13 protein-coding genes are annotated in these 14,270 nt (G+C 74.4%); 8 read left to right on the top strand and 5 right to left on the bottom strand.

The features are described 5' to 3' along the window. Window positions 1-87: 87 nt before the first annotated feature. Complete coding sequence (locus ACZ407_RS24505) at window positions 88-447, bottom strand: hypothetical protein (RefSeq protein WP_468131671.1); 360 nt, start codon at window positions 445-447, stop codon at window positions 88-90. 389 nt (window positions 448-836) lie between these two features. Between ACZ407_RS24505 and ACZ407_RS24510 the strand changes: the two genes are divergently transcribed. Both ACZ407_RS24510 and ACZ407_RS24515 read left to right on the top strand, forming a co-directional pair. After that, window positions 837-2,213 (top strand): SH3 domain-containing protein, encoded by a 1,377-nt coding sequence (locus ACZ407_RS24510; protein WP_468131673.1) that lies wholly within the window; start codon window positions 837-839, stop codon window positions 2,211-2,213. A gap of 99 nt (window positions 2,214-2,312) precedes the next feature. Continuing rightward, window positions 2,313-3,290, top strand: a complete 978-nt coding sequence (locus ACZ407_RS24515; protein ID WP_468131675.1) for an NAD(P)-dependent oxidoreductase — start codon at window positions 2,313-2,315, stop codon at window positions 3,288-3,290. Between the two features lie 126 nt (window positions 3,291-3,416). Here ACZ407_RS24515 and ACZ407_RS24520 read toward each other — a convergent pair whose 3' ends face one another. After that, window positions 3,417-4,121 (bottom strand): response regulator, encoded by a 705-nt coding sequence (locus tag ACZ407_RS24520; RefSeq protein ID WP_468131677.1) that lies wholly within the window; start codon window positions 4,119-4,121, stop codon window positions 3,417-3,419. A gap of 22 nt (window positions 4,122-4,143) precedes the next feature. Here ACZ407_RS24520 and ACZ407_RS24525 point away from each other — a divergent pair, with 22 nt between their 5' ends. Continuing rightward, window positions 4,144-6,231, top strand: coding sequence for a sensor histidine kinase (locus tag ACZ407_RS24525; RefSeq protein ID WP_468131679.1), 2,088 nt, complete (start codon window positions 4,144-4,146; stop codon window positions 6,229-6,231). A 176-nt stretch (window positions 6,232-6,407) separates the two neighbouring features. On the opposite strand, the gene ACZ407_RS24530 is transcribed toward ACZ407_RS24525, so the two are convergent. Further along, window positions 6,408-6,581, bottom strand: a complete 174-nt coding sequence (locus ACZ407_RS24530) for a hypothetical protein (RefSeq protein ID WP_468131681.1) — start codon at window positions 6,579-6,581, stop codon at window positions 6,408-6,410. Between the two features lie 165 nt (window positions 6,582-6,746). Continuing rightward, a complete protein-coding gene (locus ACZ407_RS24535; RefSeq protein ID WP_468131683.1) occupies window positions 6,747-7,334 on the bottom strand; it encodes a 2'-5' RNA ligase family protein in 588 nt (195 codons plus the stop codon). A gap of 362 nt (window positions 7,335-7,696) precedes the next feature. Here ACZ407_RS24535 and ACZ407_RS24540 point away from each other — a divergent pair, with 362 nt between their 5' ends. The 5 genes from ACZ407_RS24540 (at window position 7,697) to ACZ407_RS24560 (ending at window position 12,045) form a co-directional block, all read left to right on the top strand. Continuing rightward, window positions 7,697-8,782, top strand: coding sequence for a DUF6235 family protein (locus ACZ407_RS24540; RefSeq protein ID WP_468131685.1), 1,086 nt, complete (start codon window positions 7,697-7,699; stop codon window positions 8,780-8,782). Window positions 8,783-8,982: 200 nt separating this feature from the next. Further along, entirely contained in the window at window positions 8,983-9,468 is a 486-nt protein-coding gene (locus tag ACZ407_RS24545) for a DUF6423 family protein (protein WP_468131687.1), read from the top strand. Further along, window positions 9,465-10,811: an FAD-dependent oxidoreductase gene (locus ACZ407_RS24550; protein WP_468131689.1), complete on the top strand. Its 1,347-nt coding sequence runs from the start codon at window positions 9,465-9,467 to the stop codon at window positions 10,809-10,811. The genes ACZ407_RS24545 and ACZ407_RS24550 overlap by 4 nt, the downstream gene beginning before the upstream one ends. After that, a complete protein-coding gene (locus tag ACZ407_RS24555; protein WP_468131691.1) occupies window positions 10,804-11,286 on the top strand; it encodes a DUF6187 family protein in 483 nt (160 codons plus the stop codon). The genes ACZ407_RS24550 and ACZ407_RS24555 overlap by 8 nt, the downstream gene beginning before the upstream one ends. Window positions 11,287-11,316: 30 nt before the next feature. Then, window positions 11,317-12,045: an SOS response-associated peptidase gene (locus ACZ407_RS24560; RefSeq protein ID WP_468131693.1), complete on the top strand. Its 729-nt coding sequence runs from the start codon at window positions 11,317-11,319 to the stop codon at window positions 12,043-12,045. Between the two features lie 55 nt (window positions 12,046-12,100). Here the strand turns inward: ACZ407_RS24560 and helR are convergent, their stop codons facing one another. After that, window positions 12,101-14,269, bottom strand: a complete 2,169-nt coding sequence (gene helR / locus ACZ407_RS24565; RefSeq protein WP_468131695.1) for an RNA polymerase recycling motor ATPase HelR — start codon at window positions 14,267-14,269, stop codon at window positions 12,101-12,103. Between the last annotated feature and the right edge of the window lies 1 nt (window position 14,270).

Below are 14,270 nucleotides of genomic sequence, written 5' to 3' on the forward strand. Positions count from 1 at the left end.
GGGGCAGCGCCCCCGGGCACGGGCCCTCGGGTTTCCTGCGGCGCCGCTGACCCACGGCTCCGCAGGCTCACCGGGAGCCCGGGGTCATCAGGAGGTCCGCTTGATGGACCAGGTGTTCGGGCTGAAGCTGGTCACGGAGAAGTAGCGGCAGCCGTCGGTGTAGAAGGAGCTGGTGATCGTCCAGCCGGCCGGCGGGTAGGCGGAGCCGCAGGCGTTCAGCGTGGTGCCGATCGGGAGCCCCTCGAGGTTCTTCATCTGCTTGGCGTTGGGGGAGAGCGTCGAGCCACAGGTGCCCGTGCTCCACCAGTTGACGTCCACCCAGCCCACGGGCGTCATGGTGCTGGCGCAGACGTTCAGCGTCTCGCCGGCGGCGTTCGCCGGGGCCGAGCCGAAGGCCAGGGCGGTGACGGCCACGGCGGCCAGGGCGGCAATACGAGTGCGGATCACAAGAGTCCCCTTCTCTGCGTCCGGAGGTGCCCGCCGACGGTCGGCGGGCCTGCCAGGACGATGGGTCATTACTATCCGGCCGGTTGTGATCGCGGACAGCCAGGTTTTGGGCAGAGCCCGGCGTCGATTTATGGCCGCGATGTGCGGGTTTCGCGACGACTTTGGCAATTCTGATGAAACGCCAACCTGCTTGTGTGACAGGCAAGTTCGGATAACCCGGTTGGTGGGTGCCGACCGGGAGTTCATCCGGCAGCCGAGTGACCGGGCACGCGTCGGGAGCGGAGTGCGCGGGGAGCCGGGACTTAACTGGTCACGACCCCTTCCGACCGGCCGCCGCCGCCGTGCGGCCCTGCGCCGGTCCCGTCGCCTTCCCCCGTGGAGGAACACACTTGTCTGCTTCCCGCTGCACGTCTGCGGCTCTGGTGGTCGCGGCGATCACCGCGGCCTGTCTGGTGCCGACGGCCCCGGCCCTCGCCGACCAGGCCCGCGCGGACTCGTCCGGCATCCGGTTCTCGCAGCCGTACGTCCCCTCGATCGCCCCCGGGAAGACCGGCCGCGTCGTCATCGTGGCCGACAACGGGGCCGAAGCGGCCTTCAGCCGTTCGTTCCGGATCACCGCGCCCGAACAGACGACCTTCCCGGAAGCCCGCTTCTACTGGAACGGCGAGCGGGCCGCGGCGCCGTGCGTACGGTCCGAGGACGCGCGGCACCTGACCTGTGACGCGGGCACCCGGGTGGGCTTCGCCTTCCCGGCCGAGGACCGGGTCCGGCTGGGCGTGACGGTGAAGGTGGCCGCGGGCGCGGCCGAGGGGACCACCCTCGACGGCGGGGAGTGGGCGACGGACGCCGACTTCCCCGCGCTCTTCGCCGTGGCCACCCCGGTCACCGGCCCGAAGGGCGACGACGGCGAGCCGGGGAAGCCGGGGAAGCCGGGCAAGGAGGGCAAGCCCGGGAAGGACGGCAAGCACGGCCACCACGGCAAGCCCGGCCGCCCCGGACCCAAGGGAGACAAGGGAGACAAGGGCGACCGCGGGGACACCGGTCCGGCCGGCCCCAAGGGAGACCAGGGCCCGAAGGGCGACCGCGGGGACACCGGTCCGGCCGGCCCGAAGGGCGACCAGGGTCCGTCCGGCGGGCCGAAGGGCGACAAGGGCGACCGCGGGGAGAAGGGCGACCGCGGTGAGCGCGGCGAGCGCGGTCAGAAGGGCGACCGCGGGGACACCGGTCCGGCCGGCCCGAAGGGCAAGACGGGCGAGCGCGGACCGAAGGGCGACAAGGGCGACCGGGGCCGCACCGGAGCGAAGGGCCCCCAGGGGCCGAAGGGTCCGAAGGGTCCGAAGGGGCCCCAGGGTCCGAAGGGTCCCAAGGGGCACACCGGTCCCCAGGGTCCGAAGGGCGACCGCGGCCTCCCGGGTCCCAAGGGCGAGAAGGGCCCCCAGGGCCCCCAGGGCAAGCAGGGCGAGTGCAAGTGCGGCAAGGGCCACAAGCCCGGGAAGCCCGCCAAGCCGGGTAAGCCCGGTAAGCCGGGCAAGGACAAGCTCCAGGCCCGGATCGTGGCCAAGGGCCACGGCCTGGGGATCCGCCGCGGCCCGAGCCAGGACCACGAGCTGAACGGCACGATCGGGAACGGCGCCGTCGTCGATGTGATCTGCAAGGTCAACGGCGAGGAAGTCAAGGGCAATTCGATCTGGTACAAGCTCGCCGACGGGCGCGGCTGGATCGCGGCCCGCTACGCGGAGAACCTCAACCGCATCCCCGTCTGCTGACGCAGGCGGAGCACGCCGGTGCACGGCCGGGCGCACTCCCCGCCCGGCCGTCCACCACCGCACACGGCGCCGCCGTGGCCCCGTACGACCGCAACCGCGTTGACCGGCAAAGCCGTTGCTCCGCGCCGCCGGGCCAGTACCGTTGATCGGCAACCGCAGGCACGTCGGCAACGGAGGGCACCGCTCATGGCAGACACCCGCACGGTGGGGATCCTCGGCACCGGGATCATGGGGGCCGCCATGGCCCGCAACCTCGCCCGCGCCGGGCACGCCGTCCGCGCCTGGAACCGCACCCGCGCCAAGGCCGAGCCGCTGGCCGCCGACGGGGTGCACGTCGCCGCCGGCCCTGCCGAGGCCGTCCGCGGCGCCGACGTGGTGCTCACCATGCTCCACGACGGTCCCGCCGCCCTCGAAGCCATGCGGCAGGCCGCCCCCGGACTGCTCCCCGGCACGGCCTGGATGCAGTCCACGACCGCCGGGATCGACGCCCTCGGCGACCTCGCCGCGTTCGCCGCCGCACACGGCCTGGAATTCTTCGACGCACCCGTCCTCGGCACCCGCGAGCCCGCCGAGGCCGGGCGGCTGGTGGTCCTGGCCGCGGGCCCCGTCCGCGCCCGGGACGCCGTCCTCCCGGTGTTCGAGGCGGTGGCCGCCCGTACGGTGTGGACCGGCGAGGACGGGGCCGCGGGCAGCGCGACCCGCCTCAAGCTCGTCACCAACAGCTGGGTCCTCGCGGCCACCAACGCCACCGGCGAGGTCCTGGCCCTCGCCCGCGGCATGGGCGTGGACCCGCAGGACTTCTTCGGCGTCATCGCCGACGGCCCCCTGGACATGGGGTACCTGCGCGCCAAGGCCGCCCTCGTCCTGGAGGACCGGCTGTCCCCGGCCAGTTTCAGCACCGCCACCGCAGCCAAGGACGCCGCTCTGATCGTGGAGGCCGCCGAGCGCCACGGGGTCCGCATGGACGTGGCGGCCGCCTGCGCGGAGCGCCTGCGGCGCGCCGTGGCCCAGGGCCACGGCGAGGAGGACATGGCGGCCGCCTACTTCGCCAGCTTCGAGGAGCCCCCGGCCTCCTGACGGCGGGGACACGCAAGGGGCGCGTGCCTCATGTGCCCGGAATGTCGGGATCGCGAAAATCAGGGTGTTCTGTCCATCGGTGCATCCGCGGTGATCGCGAACGAGGAGGCCGACATGACCACCCCCTCAGCCCTCGGCGGCCGGTGCGGTCCCGTCCGTGCCCAGGCCCGCGTTGCGGGCCCGGACGATCGCCTGCGCGCGGTCGTTCACCTGGAGCTTCGTGAAGATGTTCGTGACGTGGTTGCGGACCGTCTTGTCCGAGATGGTCAGCCGCCTCGCGATCTGCCGGTACTCCAGCCCCTGGGCCAGCAGGTCCAGGATCTCCAACTCCCTCGGGGTGAGGTCGGGGAACGCCTGCCGCCCCGGGGCGGCCGCCAGCGAGCCGAAGAACGACTGCAGGCGGGCGGCGACCCGCGGTCCGAACACCGCGCCGCCCGCCGCCACGGTCCGTACCGCCGCGAGGATCTCCGCGCGGTCCGCCCCCTTCACGAGGTAGCCCCCCGCCCCGGCGCGCATCGCCGCGAGCACGTTGTCGTCGTCGTCCGACATGCTCAGCACCAGGACCCTGGTCTCCGGCCGCTCGCTCAGCAGCCGCCGGGTCACCTCGATCCCCGAAGCGTCCGGCAGTCCGAGGTCCAGCACCACCACCTGCGGGCGGTGGTCGGCACTCAGGGTGACCGCCTCCGCGGCCGTTGAGGCCTCCGCCACCACGTGGAAGCCCTCCTGCGGAAGCAGCGTCCCGCGCAGCCCTTCCAGGAACATCGGATGGTCGTCGACCAGCAGGACCGTCACCGGGTCCGCCTCGGCCGGAGTTGCGCTCACGTCCGCCATGATCGGCACTATAAGGGGAACGATGACCACTCTGAGTAAGCTCGCGCGGTCCCGGGCCGGGCGGCTGACCCTGTCGGCGCAAGGCGAGGGCCAACTGGCGGCGGCCGCCCTGTGCGCCGGCGTGCTCCTGGTGCTCAGCGGCCTGTGGATCCTGTACCTGATCGCCAACCGGGGCTCGCCCGGGGCGGCCGCCAGCGCGCGCGACCTGACCGTCCTCGTGTACGGGCTGCCCGCCGCGGCCGCGGGCGTGCTGATCCGCGCCCACCTGCCCAGCCGGCCGGCCGGCTGGGTGCTCCTGGCGTACGCGGCCTGCGCGATCCTGCCCTCGGTGCTCTCGGCCCCGCTGTGGATCGCCGGGCCCGGGCAGACCGTCCGCACCGTCGTCGCGGTCTGCGCGGGGGCGGCCACGTTCGCGAAGGTGGTGCTCTTCTACTCACTGCCGCTGTGGGTTCCGTACGGCAGGCTGACCAGCCGCTGGTGGTGGCTCTACCTCGGCGCGGTGGCGCTGTGGTCGGTGCCGATGGTCTTCGCCTACACCGTGGCGACCACCGGGTTCGGCGGCTCCAGCCCGCTCGACCACGGCTGGGCGGCCGAGACCGCCGCGGCGCTCCAGGACAGGCTGGCCACCGCCCAGGAGACCAGCCACTTCGTGCTGATGGGCGTCGGAGTGGCCGCCATGCTGTGGCAGGTCCACCGCAGCTCGCCCCGCTACCGGCGCCCCACGCTCCTGCTCCTCGCCACCTACGTGGTCTGGGCCGGGGCCCAGGTGCTCCGCTACTACCACCAGGCCGCGCACTTCTGGCCGACCTTCGTGCTGTTCCTCGCCGCCTCCGCCCTGTGGTGGGTGTCGGTCGGCTACGTGCTCACGTACACCGGCGCCTGGCGGGTCAGCCGGTCGGCCCGGCGGATCCTCGCCGGGCTGGTCGTGACCACCGTCATCACCTTCGTCTACGTCTCCTCCGCCGCCGCGCTCGCCGCCGGGACGGAGCCCGGGCAGGCGGCGGACGCCCTCGCGGCGCTGGCCTTCCTGCTCGGCGCCGGACTGCGCCGCACCACGGCCTGGGCGGTCGGCCTCGTCGACCGGCTCTACTACGGCGACCGCGCACACCCCTACCGGGTGCTCCAGACCCTCGCCCAGCGGCTCAGCCGCGAGGTCGGCCCCCAGGAGGTGCCGGCCGCCCTCTGCCGCACGGTGGTCGAGATGCTGCGGCTGCCCGGCGCCAAGGTGGCCGTGCACACCCGGGCGGGCGCACGCGTGCTGGCCGCCGCCGGCACGGAAGGCAGCCACGAGCAGCGCTTCGACCTGGTGCACCAGGGCGCCGTCATCGGCCACCTGGCCGTGAGCCCCCGCGAGGGGGAGCAGGCCTTCGACCCCCGGGACACCGGGATCCTCACCTCGCTGGCCGACCAGGCGGCGCCCGCCCTCGCCTCGCTCCGCCTCCAGGAGGACCTGCGCAGCAGCCGGGAGCAGATCGTCAGCGCCCGCGAGGAGGAGCGGCGCAGCCTGCGGCGCGACATCCACGACGGTCTCGGCCCAGCCCTGGCCGGCGTACGGCTGCGCGTGGAGAACGCCGTGTCGCGGCTGCCCGCGGGCGAACCCGTACGGGAGGAACTGGCAGGGGTGTCCGGAGACCTGGGCATGGCCATCAAGGAGGTCCGGCGCATCACCGACCGGCTGGGCCCGGCACCCCTGCGGGAACTGGGGCTGACCGGGGCCCTGACCCAGCTCGCCGCCGCCTTCGACGGCAGCCGACTCGCCGTCACCGCCGCCCTCGTGCCCTCCCCGCTGCCCCCGCTGCCGGCAGCGGTGGAGGTGGCGGCCTACCGGATCGCCGCCGAGGCACTGAACAACGTGCAGCGCCACGCGCAGGCCGAGCACGCGGAAGTGCGGGTGCGCGTGTACGACGGGGTGCTGGTGCTCTCCATCCGCGACGACGGGACGGGGTTCCCCGAGGACCGCTACTGCCCGGGTGTGGGCCTGCGCTCGATGGCCGACCGGGCCGCGGAGATCGGCGGGCGGTTCACGGTGTCCCGGCTGGAGCGCGGCACCCGGGTGACGGCGGTCCTGCCGCGCCCGGACCATGCGGCCCCGGCGGCGGACGGCGCCTGATCCCGCGGGCTCCGGCCCGCCGCACGGCCCGGGATCCGGACCGCGGACTTCCCCGGCTCCCGGACCGCGGACGGCCGGCGGCGCCGGACGGACGCGCAGAAGACCGCCGCCTCGGTGAGGCGGCGGTCGTGCGGGCCGTGTGTGCGGGGCCGCGGGACGGACGGGGAGGCGGGCGGTCAGAACCAGGAGCGGATCGCCTTCCGGATCCGCTGGCACGGGATGCAGCCCGTGCCCCCGCTTCCCCCGCGCCCGCCCCGCGGGGCCGGCCTGCCGTCGTTCTGCGCCTTGGCCAGCAGCGTCGCGGTCAGTACTGCTCCTGCCGCCGCCAGTGCGATGATCTTCTGCTTCATGTCGGGGGTCTCTTCCTCTGGGCGGAAATCCACCGCTTCTCGGGCCGGCCGGGGGTTCCGTACGGCCTCCACCACAGTGGTCTCCCGGACGTCCCGGATGCATGAGGCCCGTGACCCAATCCTGGCTGCCCGCCGCCGGCCCCGCCGCAGGCATCGGCGGACGCGCTACGCCGACCAGGTGATGCGGCCCGAGCCCAGGGCCACGGCGGCCCGCGGCCGCATCGGATCCCCGTCCCCGCGCCGGGACAGCAGGACCAGCTCCTCCACCCGGGCCGCCGTGCTGCCGAGCCGGGCTGCGCACGCGGCGCAGAGTTCGGCGGGACGGCGGGTCCGGCCCAGCGAGAGGTGCGGGGTGAAGCCCTCGCCCCGCCCGCGGCAGGCCGGGAAGGCCCCGGCCAGCTCCCGGTGCAGGACCGCCCACGGCTCCCGGCCCGCCGCGGCCGGGTCCAGCCAGACGGTCGAGTACGCACGGTGGCGGAAGGCGCGGACCCCGGACAGCAGGATGTCGAAGACCGGGACCTCGGCGGCCGCGGCGGACAGCAGCGGGGCCGCCCGGCGGAAGTCCGCCTCCGGGACGAAGCCGAAGAGGACGTTCACGTGCGGCGGCCAGCGGTGGACCTGCGGGTCGTGGGCGATCCGGATCTCCTGGACCGCGGGCAGCAGCCCGGCCGGCGGCAGCCACGCCAGCGCCGTCCGCGCGGTGGGCCCTCCGAGGGGCCCCGCGCCCCCGCCGTACTCCGGTCCGGGTTCCACGCAGCCAGTATCGGGCGCGGGCGGCGCCGCGCACCCGGGCCGGGCGCAAGGAGGTTGAACACCCGCTTGAACACCGGAAGCCGCGGCACGCGGCGGCCGCCCGGGGGCGGCACGCACCCCAACTGGCGTTTTGGCAAGACCCGACTTGGTGAGGTGGGGTCCTTTCCCGCATCACCGCAGGAACGAGAGCAATCTGGAAGATGTGACCCCCTCGGGTCGCAGCTACTTTCCGAAGTGCCGGAGAAGCGGGGAAGGGCTTTTTCCGGCTCTGCACAAGGAGATCGAGAAGGTTGTGTCCGGCCGCCGGGGGAGGGGATTCCGGGGCCGTCTGAATTTCCGGTCCTATGGATTCTGGGGTAACCATGCGCGAATTCGTCATCCGGGCCGAGCCCGGCGTCATCGGCTTTTTATCGGTGCGAGCCCTGATCGGTGCGGGAGCCCCCGCGGAGTGGCCCCGGCAGGCTCGCACCGCACTGCGGCTCGTCGCCCCCGAGGACCCCGCCTGCGACCTCGACGACCTCGACGGCCAGGAGGAAGGGGAGGCGGCGGCCGCCGCCGCGGCCCGCGCGCAGGACCTCTACCGGCTCCCGTACCGCGCCTGGGTCCTCGCCAACCTGCGCGACATCGCCGAGGCCTGGCTGGACCGGGTGGGACCCTGCCGCATCGACGTGCTCGACGCCGATTGGCTCGACGAGGGCAGCAGGCTCTTCCTCGCGGTGCTGGTCGAACAGTCCGAAGGGCGCGTCGACTTGCGCTTCCCCGCCGCGGCCGACACGGGTCCGCCCGTCCCCGTGGTGACGGGCTTCCGCGAGCGGAGGATCGACCGTCTGGTGGCCGCGGCCGGCGAACTGCGCGGCGAGGAGGCCGACTTCCTCTACACGCAGGCCGTCGCCTACCTGCTCGGGGGGGACGCATGGACCGCGGAGCGGCTCCTGCGGGTGGTGGTCGAGCAGCGCCCGACCCCGGCCGTGTGGGTCAAACTCCGGGCCGCCTGCGCCCTGTTGGGGCGGCCCCTCGACGCCGGACGGGCCGCCGGGCCGACCCTCGCCGCGATCCCCGCACAGGACACCGGGACCGGGCCCCGGCCCGCCTCCGGCCCGGCCGAGCACCACGCGCCCGGCCACCTGCCCGTACCCGTCGACCCCTCGGCCTGCCGGCAGCTGCGGCTGCGCGCGGGCTGGGAGCGGGTGGAGCAGTGGGCCGAGGGCGCCGGCCAGATCCAGAAGAACGCGCTGCACAAGGCGCTCTTCGCGATCGCCGACCGGACCGTGTTCCGGCTCTACGAGACCCACGACGACCCCGAGCAGCCGCTGGACTTCTTCGTCCGGGTCAAGGGCGGCCTGGTGCTCAAGATCCGCGTCCTCGGCCTCGACGCCTTCGACATCATGTACGTCGGCACGGTCGGCGAGGCGGCCGGAATCTCCGGGGGAAACGACCGGGCGGCCTGAAGCGGGCCGTGTGCGGGCCGGTGTTCAACCCCAACACCGGCTCGCACAACCGTGCTTGACAGGGTGCACGCCCTGTGAAAATGTCGGTGGCACTTGTGACATCGGGCCTTCCTCGTGCAGGAATTCAGGGAGATGACATGGCGCCGCTCGAAGTTTCCGGATTGGACGTATCCTCTCGGGTCCGCGCCCGGGATATACAAATGGCCGGAGTCGCCGACATACGCCGGCACGTGCTCATGATTTCAGGCGCCATCGACACCGTCGACCACGACGTTTCGGTGTGCGTCAACCTGCCCGAGCCCGGCCGCTGGCAGATCATCAAATCCGAGACCAACCTCACCGACCGCACCTGGGTGGCCATGCAGGCGTCCACCGACGAGGACTCGGTCTTCGTCAACGACGCCGACACCCTCGTGATGTCGCGCCAGTTCTCCAAGTCCTTCATCACCCCGGACCAGCGCCGCCTCACCTTCCACGGCGGCGAGGTCCGCCCCGGCGAGGCCGTGGTGAAGATGTACACCCTGGAGACCACGAGCCGCCGGCCCACGTACGCGTACTCGCGGTACAGCCCCGTCGTCACCGACACCCCCGACGTCACCGCCAAGACCGTCGAGCAGCTGGTCGCCGAGGGACTGCCGCAGCGCCCGGTCATCGAGATCACCGTCCCGGTCACGGTCATCGGGTGATCACCTTCGTTCCCGAGCCCCACCTGCTGGACTCGCCCCGGGGCCGCCACTGGCCGCCGGCCCCGGGCACGGGCCCCCGGAGCTCGCTCACCGAACCGCCGCCCGCCACCGCGGACGTGGCCGTCGTCGGTGCCGGCCCCGCCGGTCTCGCCGTCGCTTCCGCGCTCTGGCACCTCGGCATCCACGACGTGGTCCTCATCGACCGGCACGGCACGCCCTGCGGCCGCTTCTTCGACCGCATCGACACCCTCGGGCAGCGCGTGCTGCGCTCGCCCTACGAGCACCACCCCGGGGTCGAGGGGTACAAGGACTGCGAACTCCTGGACTTCGCCCGCCTCCACTGGCAGCTGCTCACCCCCGTGGAACGCCGCGAGATCCGCATGGCCCAGTCCGGCCACCGCTCCGTCGTCCCCGTCGACGTCTTCGAGGCGTACTGCCGGCACGTGTCCACCCTGCACCACGTGGACGAGCGCACCTGGCAGGGCTCCGTACGCGAGGTCCTCCCCACCGCCGACGGGGTCACCGTCCGCGGCGAGGGCTTCTCCGTACGCGCCGCGACCGCCGTGCTCTGCCTCGGCGAGGAACGCCGTCCCGCCCCCGCCGACTGGTGGGAGGGCGAGGCCGTCCCGCGCGGGGTCGGCTACTGGGACGAGCCCGTGCCCGAGGACGCCGAGAGCCTCGTGGTCGTCGGCGCCGGCCTCAGCGCCGCCCACCTCCTCGCCAACGCCCTCCAGGCGGGCAAGCGCGCGCACTGGGTGCTGCGCGCCGCCGAGGAGCGCTACCAGTGCGCCGACGTGAACGCCTCGTTCTTCCGGGCCGAGGGCCGTGCCCGCTTCGACGGCACCGACTGGGCGGACCGCGCCACCCTCATGGGCGCGCACCGCCGGGCCTCCGTCATGTTCGAGTTCCGCCCGCTGCTGCAGCGGGCCGAGGCGGAAGGCCTGCTGACGGTCCACCGCGGGCGCGCCGTCACGGCCGTCACCCCGGACCGGGCCGGCCGGACCGCCGTCCGGCTGGAGGACGGCGGGCTGGTGCACGGCGACCACATCGCCCTCGCCCTCGGCACCACCGTCTCCAACGGCGACCGGCTGCTGCCCGCGGGCGTCGCCGCACCCCGCGACGGCTGGCCCGACCTGGACGAGCAGACCCTCTCCTACCGCAACGCCCCCCGCGTGTTCGCCGTCGGCGCCGCCGCCTGCATGGTGCTCGGCCCCGCCGCCCGCAACATCGACGGGCACCGCGTCGCGACCGCCCGGGTGGCCACCGCCGTCGCCGCACACCTCCGGACGCCGGGCCCCGCCCTGCGGCCGCGCGCCGAGGACCGGGTGATCGCGCATGCCTGACCGCCCCCACCTGTCCGGGCTGCCCGGACCGTCCGCCGGGCAGCCGGAGGAGTACGACCCGCGGTTCGCCCTGAGCCCCGTGGACGAGCCCGCCTTCACCGAGACCGGCGTGATGCTCATGGGCCTGGAGGCCGACCGCCTCCTGGCCGGGCTCGGCATGGCGGCCCTCGCCGACGACCCCGCCCAGGTGCTCCTGGCGGTCGACCGGATCCGGCACGGGGTCACCGCCGTCCTCGACTTCGACGCCCTGGCCGCCGCCGGCGCCCGCCGCTGGCGGGACGGCCGTACCGCGCTCGATGCGGCGGGGCCCCCGCCACCGGCGCCCGCCGCACTCCGCAGGGCCTGGAACGAGACCCTGCGCATGATCGCCCACTGCGACATCGGCGAGGCAGGCCCGGCCACCACCGCCCACCTCGCCGCCTGCTGGCTCCGCCGGGAGGACGTCGACCGGTGTGCCGACAGGCTGCTGACGTGATCCCCGGGCCCGGGATGGGAGAGTAGAAGCATGTGCGGCCGTTACGCCTCGTCCCGGGCCCCGGAGGACCTCTCCGATCTCTTCGGAGCCCGCTGGGACGGCACGGAGACCCTGGCGCCGAGCTGGAACGTGGCCCCCACCGACCCGGTGTGGGCGGTAATGGAACGCCCCGACCGGACCACCGGCGAGGTGGAGCGCACGCTCCGGGCCGTCCGCTGGGGCCTCGTGCCCTCCTGGGCCAAGGACCCCGGCATCGGCTCCCGGATGATCAACGCACGGGTGGAGACGGTCCACGAGAAGCCCGCCTACCGCCGCGCCTTCGCCAAGCGCCGCTGCCTGCTGCCCGCCGACGGCTTCTACGAGTGGCAGGCCGTGCCCGCCACCGGCACCGCCAAGGCGTACAAGCAGCCGTACTTCATCCGCCCCGAGAACGAGGCCCTCATGGCCATGGCGGGCCTGTACGAGTTCTGGCGGGACCCGGCCGTCGCCGACGAGGAGGACCCGGCCGCCTGGCTCACCACGGCCACGATCATCACCACCGAGGCCACCGACGCCGCCGGACGGATCCACCCCCGCATGCCCCTCGCCCTGGACCCCGAGGACTACGAGGCCTGGCTCGACCCCGCCCACGAGGACACCGACGCCCTGCGCGCACTGCTCCACACCCCCGGCGGCGGCCGCCTCGACGTCCGCGCCGTCTCCACCGCCGTCAACAGCGTCCGGAACAACGGCCCCCACCTCCTGGACGCCCCGGCCTGATCCCGGGGCGCCCGGCCCCCGGCCGGACGGCGGGAACCCGGGCCCGCCCGGACGCTCAGCTCCTCAGCACGACCAGCTGCCGGGTCGCCCGCGTCATCGCCACGTAGCGGTCCACGGCCCCCGCCACCCCCGCGCCGAACCCCTCCGGGTCCACGAGGACGACCAGGTCGAATTCGAGCCCCTTGGTGAGCTCCGGCGCCAGCGACCGCACGCGCGGGGAGGCCGGCCGGTACGCGGGAGCGCCGATGACGCAGGCCGTCCCCTCCGCGTGCGCGGCGAGCCAGCCTTCGAGGACCCCGTCCAGCTCCGCCGCGGACCCGTGGACCACGGGGACCCCGCTGCGGCGCACCGAGGCCGGCACGTTGGCATCGGGGAGCACGGCCCGGATCACCGGCTCGGCCTCCGCCATCACCTCTTCCGGGGTGCGGTAGTTGATGCCGAGCGAGGCCACCGTGATCCGGTCCAGCCCGATCCGCTCCAGCCGCTCCCGCCAGGACTCCGCGAACCCGTGCCGGGCCTGGGCCCGGTCCCCGACCACGGTGAAGCTCCGGGAGGGGCAGCGCGCCAGCAGCATCTGCCATTCGGCGTCGGTGAGTTCCTGGGCCTCGTCCACCACGATGTGTGCGAACGGGCCGGTCAGCGGCTCCCGTTCGACCCCCGGCAGCGCGCGCTCGTCGATGAGGCTGTCCTGCAGGTCCCGGCCGCGCAGCATCGTCACCGCCCCCTCGCCGTCGTCGTCGGCCGCGAGCACGTTGTCGATCACCCCGGCCAGGCGGGCGCGTTCGGCCGCCACGGCGCTCTCCCGGCGGCGCCGGCGCAGGGCCGCGCCCGGGTCCCCGAGCCGCTGCCGCGCCGCGTCGAGGAGCGGCAGGTCGGAGACCGTCCAGGCCTGCGGGTCCGCGCGCCGGAGGCGGCCGGCCTCCTCGGAGCCGAGCCAGGGGGCGCACAGCCGCAGGTACGAAGGGACCGACCACAGGTCGCCGACCAGGTCGGCCGCGTCCAGCACCGGCCAGGCCCGGTCGAGGGCCGCGACCAGCTCCTCGTCCTGCCGCAGCGACCTGCGCAGCTGCTCCGGGGGGACCTCCTCGTCGTGCTTGTCCAGCAGGATCGCGGCCAGTTCCTCCCAGATCTGCTCGCGCGCCTCGTTGTGCGGGGTGCCCGGCGCGGGTGCCCGGAAGGCGTCGGCCCAGTCCTCGGCGGTGAGCCGTACGTCCGCCCAGGGGGTCGAGACGGTCATCCCGCGGGCGGGCGGCTCCTCGTAGAAGGCGACGGCCTTCTCGATCGCCGCCACCATCCGCAGGTCGGCCTTGAGGCGGGCGGCTGCGGGATCGCCCTCCTCGCCCGCGCCGGCCCCTTCCGCGACCAGGTCCCGGAGGGTGCAGGTCTGCACCCCCTCCTCCCCGAGACCGGGCAGCACATCGGCCACGTACGACAGGTACGGCTGGTGCGGGCCGACGAAGAGCACGCCCCCGCGGCGGTGGCCGAGCCGCGGGTCGGAGTACAGCAGGTAGGCCGAGCGGTGCAGGGCGACGACGGTCTTGCCGGTGCCGGGGCCGCCGTCCACGACGAGGGCGCCGCGGGACCCGGCCCGGATCGCGGCGTCCTGGTCGGCCTGGATGGTGGTCAGCACGTCCCGCATCCGCGCCGACCGGCTGCTGCCGAGGCTCGCGATGAAGGCGGACTGGTCGTCCAGAGCCGCCCGGTGTTCGAGCCCGTCTGCGGTGAACACCTCGTCCCAGTAGTCGCTGATCCGGCCCCCGGTCCAGCGGTAGCGGCGGCGGCTCGCCAGGCCCATGGGGTCGGCGTGGGTGGCCGCGAAGAAGGGCGCGGCCGCGGGCGAGCGCCAGTCGACCAGCAGCCGCCGCCCCGCGGCATCCGTGAGGCCGAGCCGCCCGATGTACACGGGCCCGGAGTCCCCTTCGGCGGGGACGATGTGCCCGAGGCAGAGGTCCAGCCCGAACCGGCGCAGGGCGCGCAGCCGGCCGGTCAGCCGGTGCACCTCGGCGTCCCGCTCCATGGCCTCCCGCCCGGCACCGCCGGGTGCCCGCAGGACCGAGTCGAGGCGCTCCGACAGCTCGGCGACCGCCCGCTCCAGGCTCTCCGCGACGGCCTCGAAGTGCTTCTCGTCGCCGGCGATCAGCGCCGGATCGGCCTTGGCGGAGAGCCGGGCGGGAAGGTCGAACGCCCCGGCGTCCGACCCGGTGAATGACGACAGCGCACGCACG

The sequence above is a fragment of the Streptomyces sp. NPDC030809 genome (assembly GCF_055572195.1).

Excerpts from the sequence above, each read along its gene's own strand:
- ACZ407_RS24520 (WP_468131677.1), bottom strand. The coding sequence starts at position 4,121 with ATGGCGGACGTGAGCGCAACTCCGGCCGAGGCGGACCCGGTGACGGTC.
- ACZ407_RS24525 (WP_468131679.1), top strand. The coding sequence starts at position 4,144 with ATGACCACTCTGAGTAAGCTCGCGCGGTCCCGGGCCGGGCGGCTGACC.
- ACZ407_RS24530 (WP_468131681.1), bottom strand. The coding sequence starts at position 6,581 with ATGAAGCAGAAGATCATCGCACTGGCGGCGGCAGGAGCAGTACTGACC.
- ACZ407_RS24540 (WP_468131685.1), top strand. The coding sequence starts at position 7,697 with ATGCGCGAATTCGTCATCCGGGCCGAGCCCGGCGTCATCGGCTTTTTA.
- ACZ407_RS24545 (WP_468131687.1), top strand. The coding sequence starts at position 8,983 with ATGGCCGGAGTCGCCGACATACGCCGGCACGTGCTCATGATTTCAGGC.
- ACZ407_RS24555 (WP_468131691.1), top strand. The coding sequence starts at position 10,804 with ATGCCTGACCGCCCCCACCTGTCCGGGCTGCCCGGACCGTCCGCCGGG.
- ACZ407_RS24560 (WP_468131693.1), top strand. The coding sequence starts at position 11,317 with ATGTGCGGCCGTTACGCCTCGTCCCGGGCCCCGGAGGACCTCTCCGAT.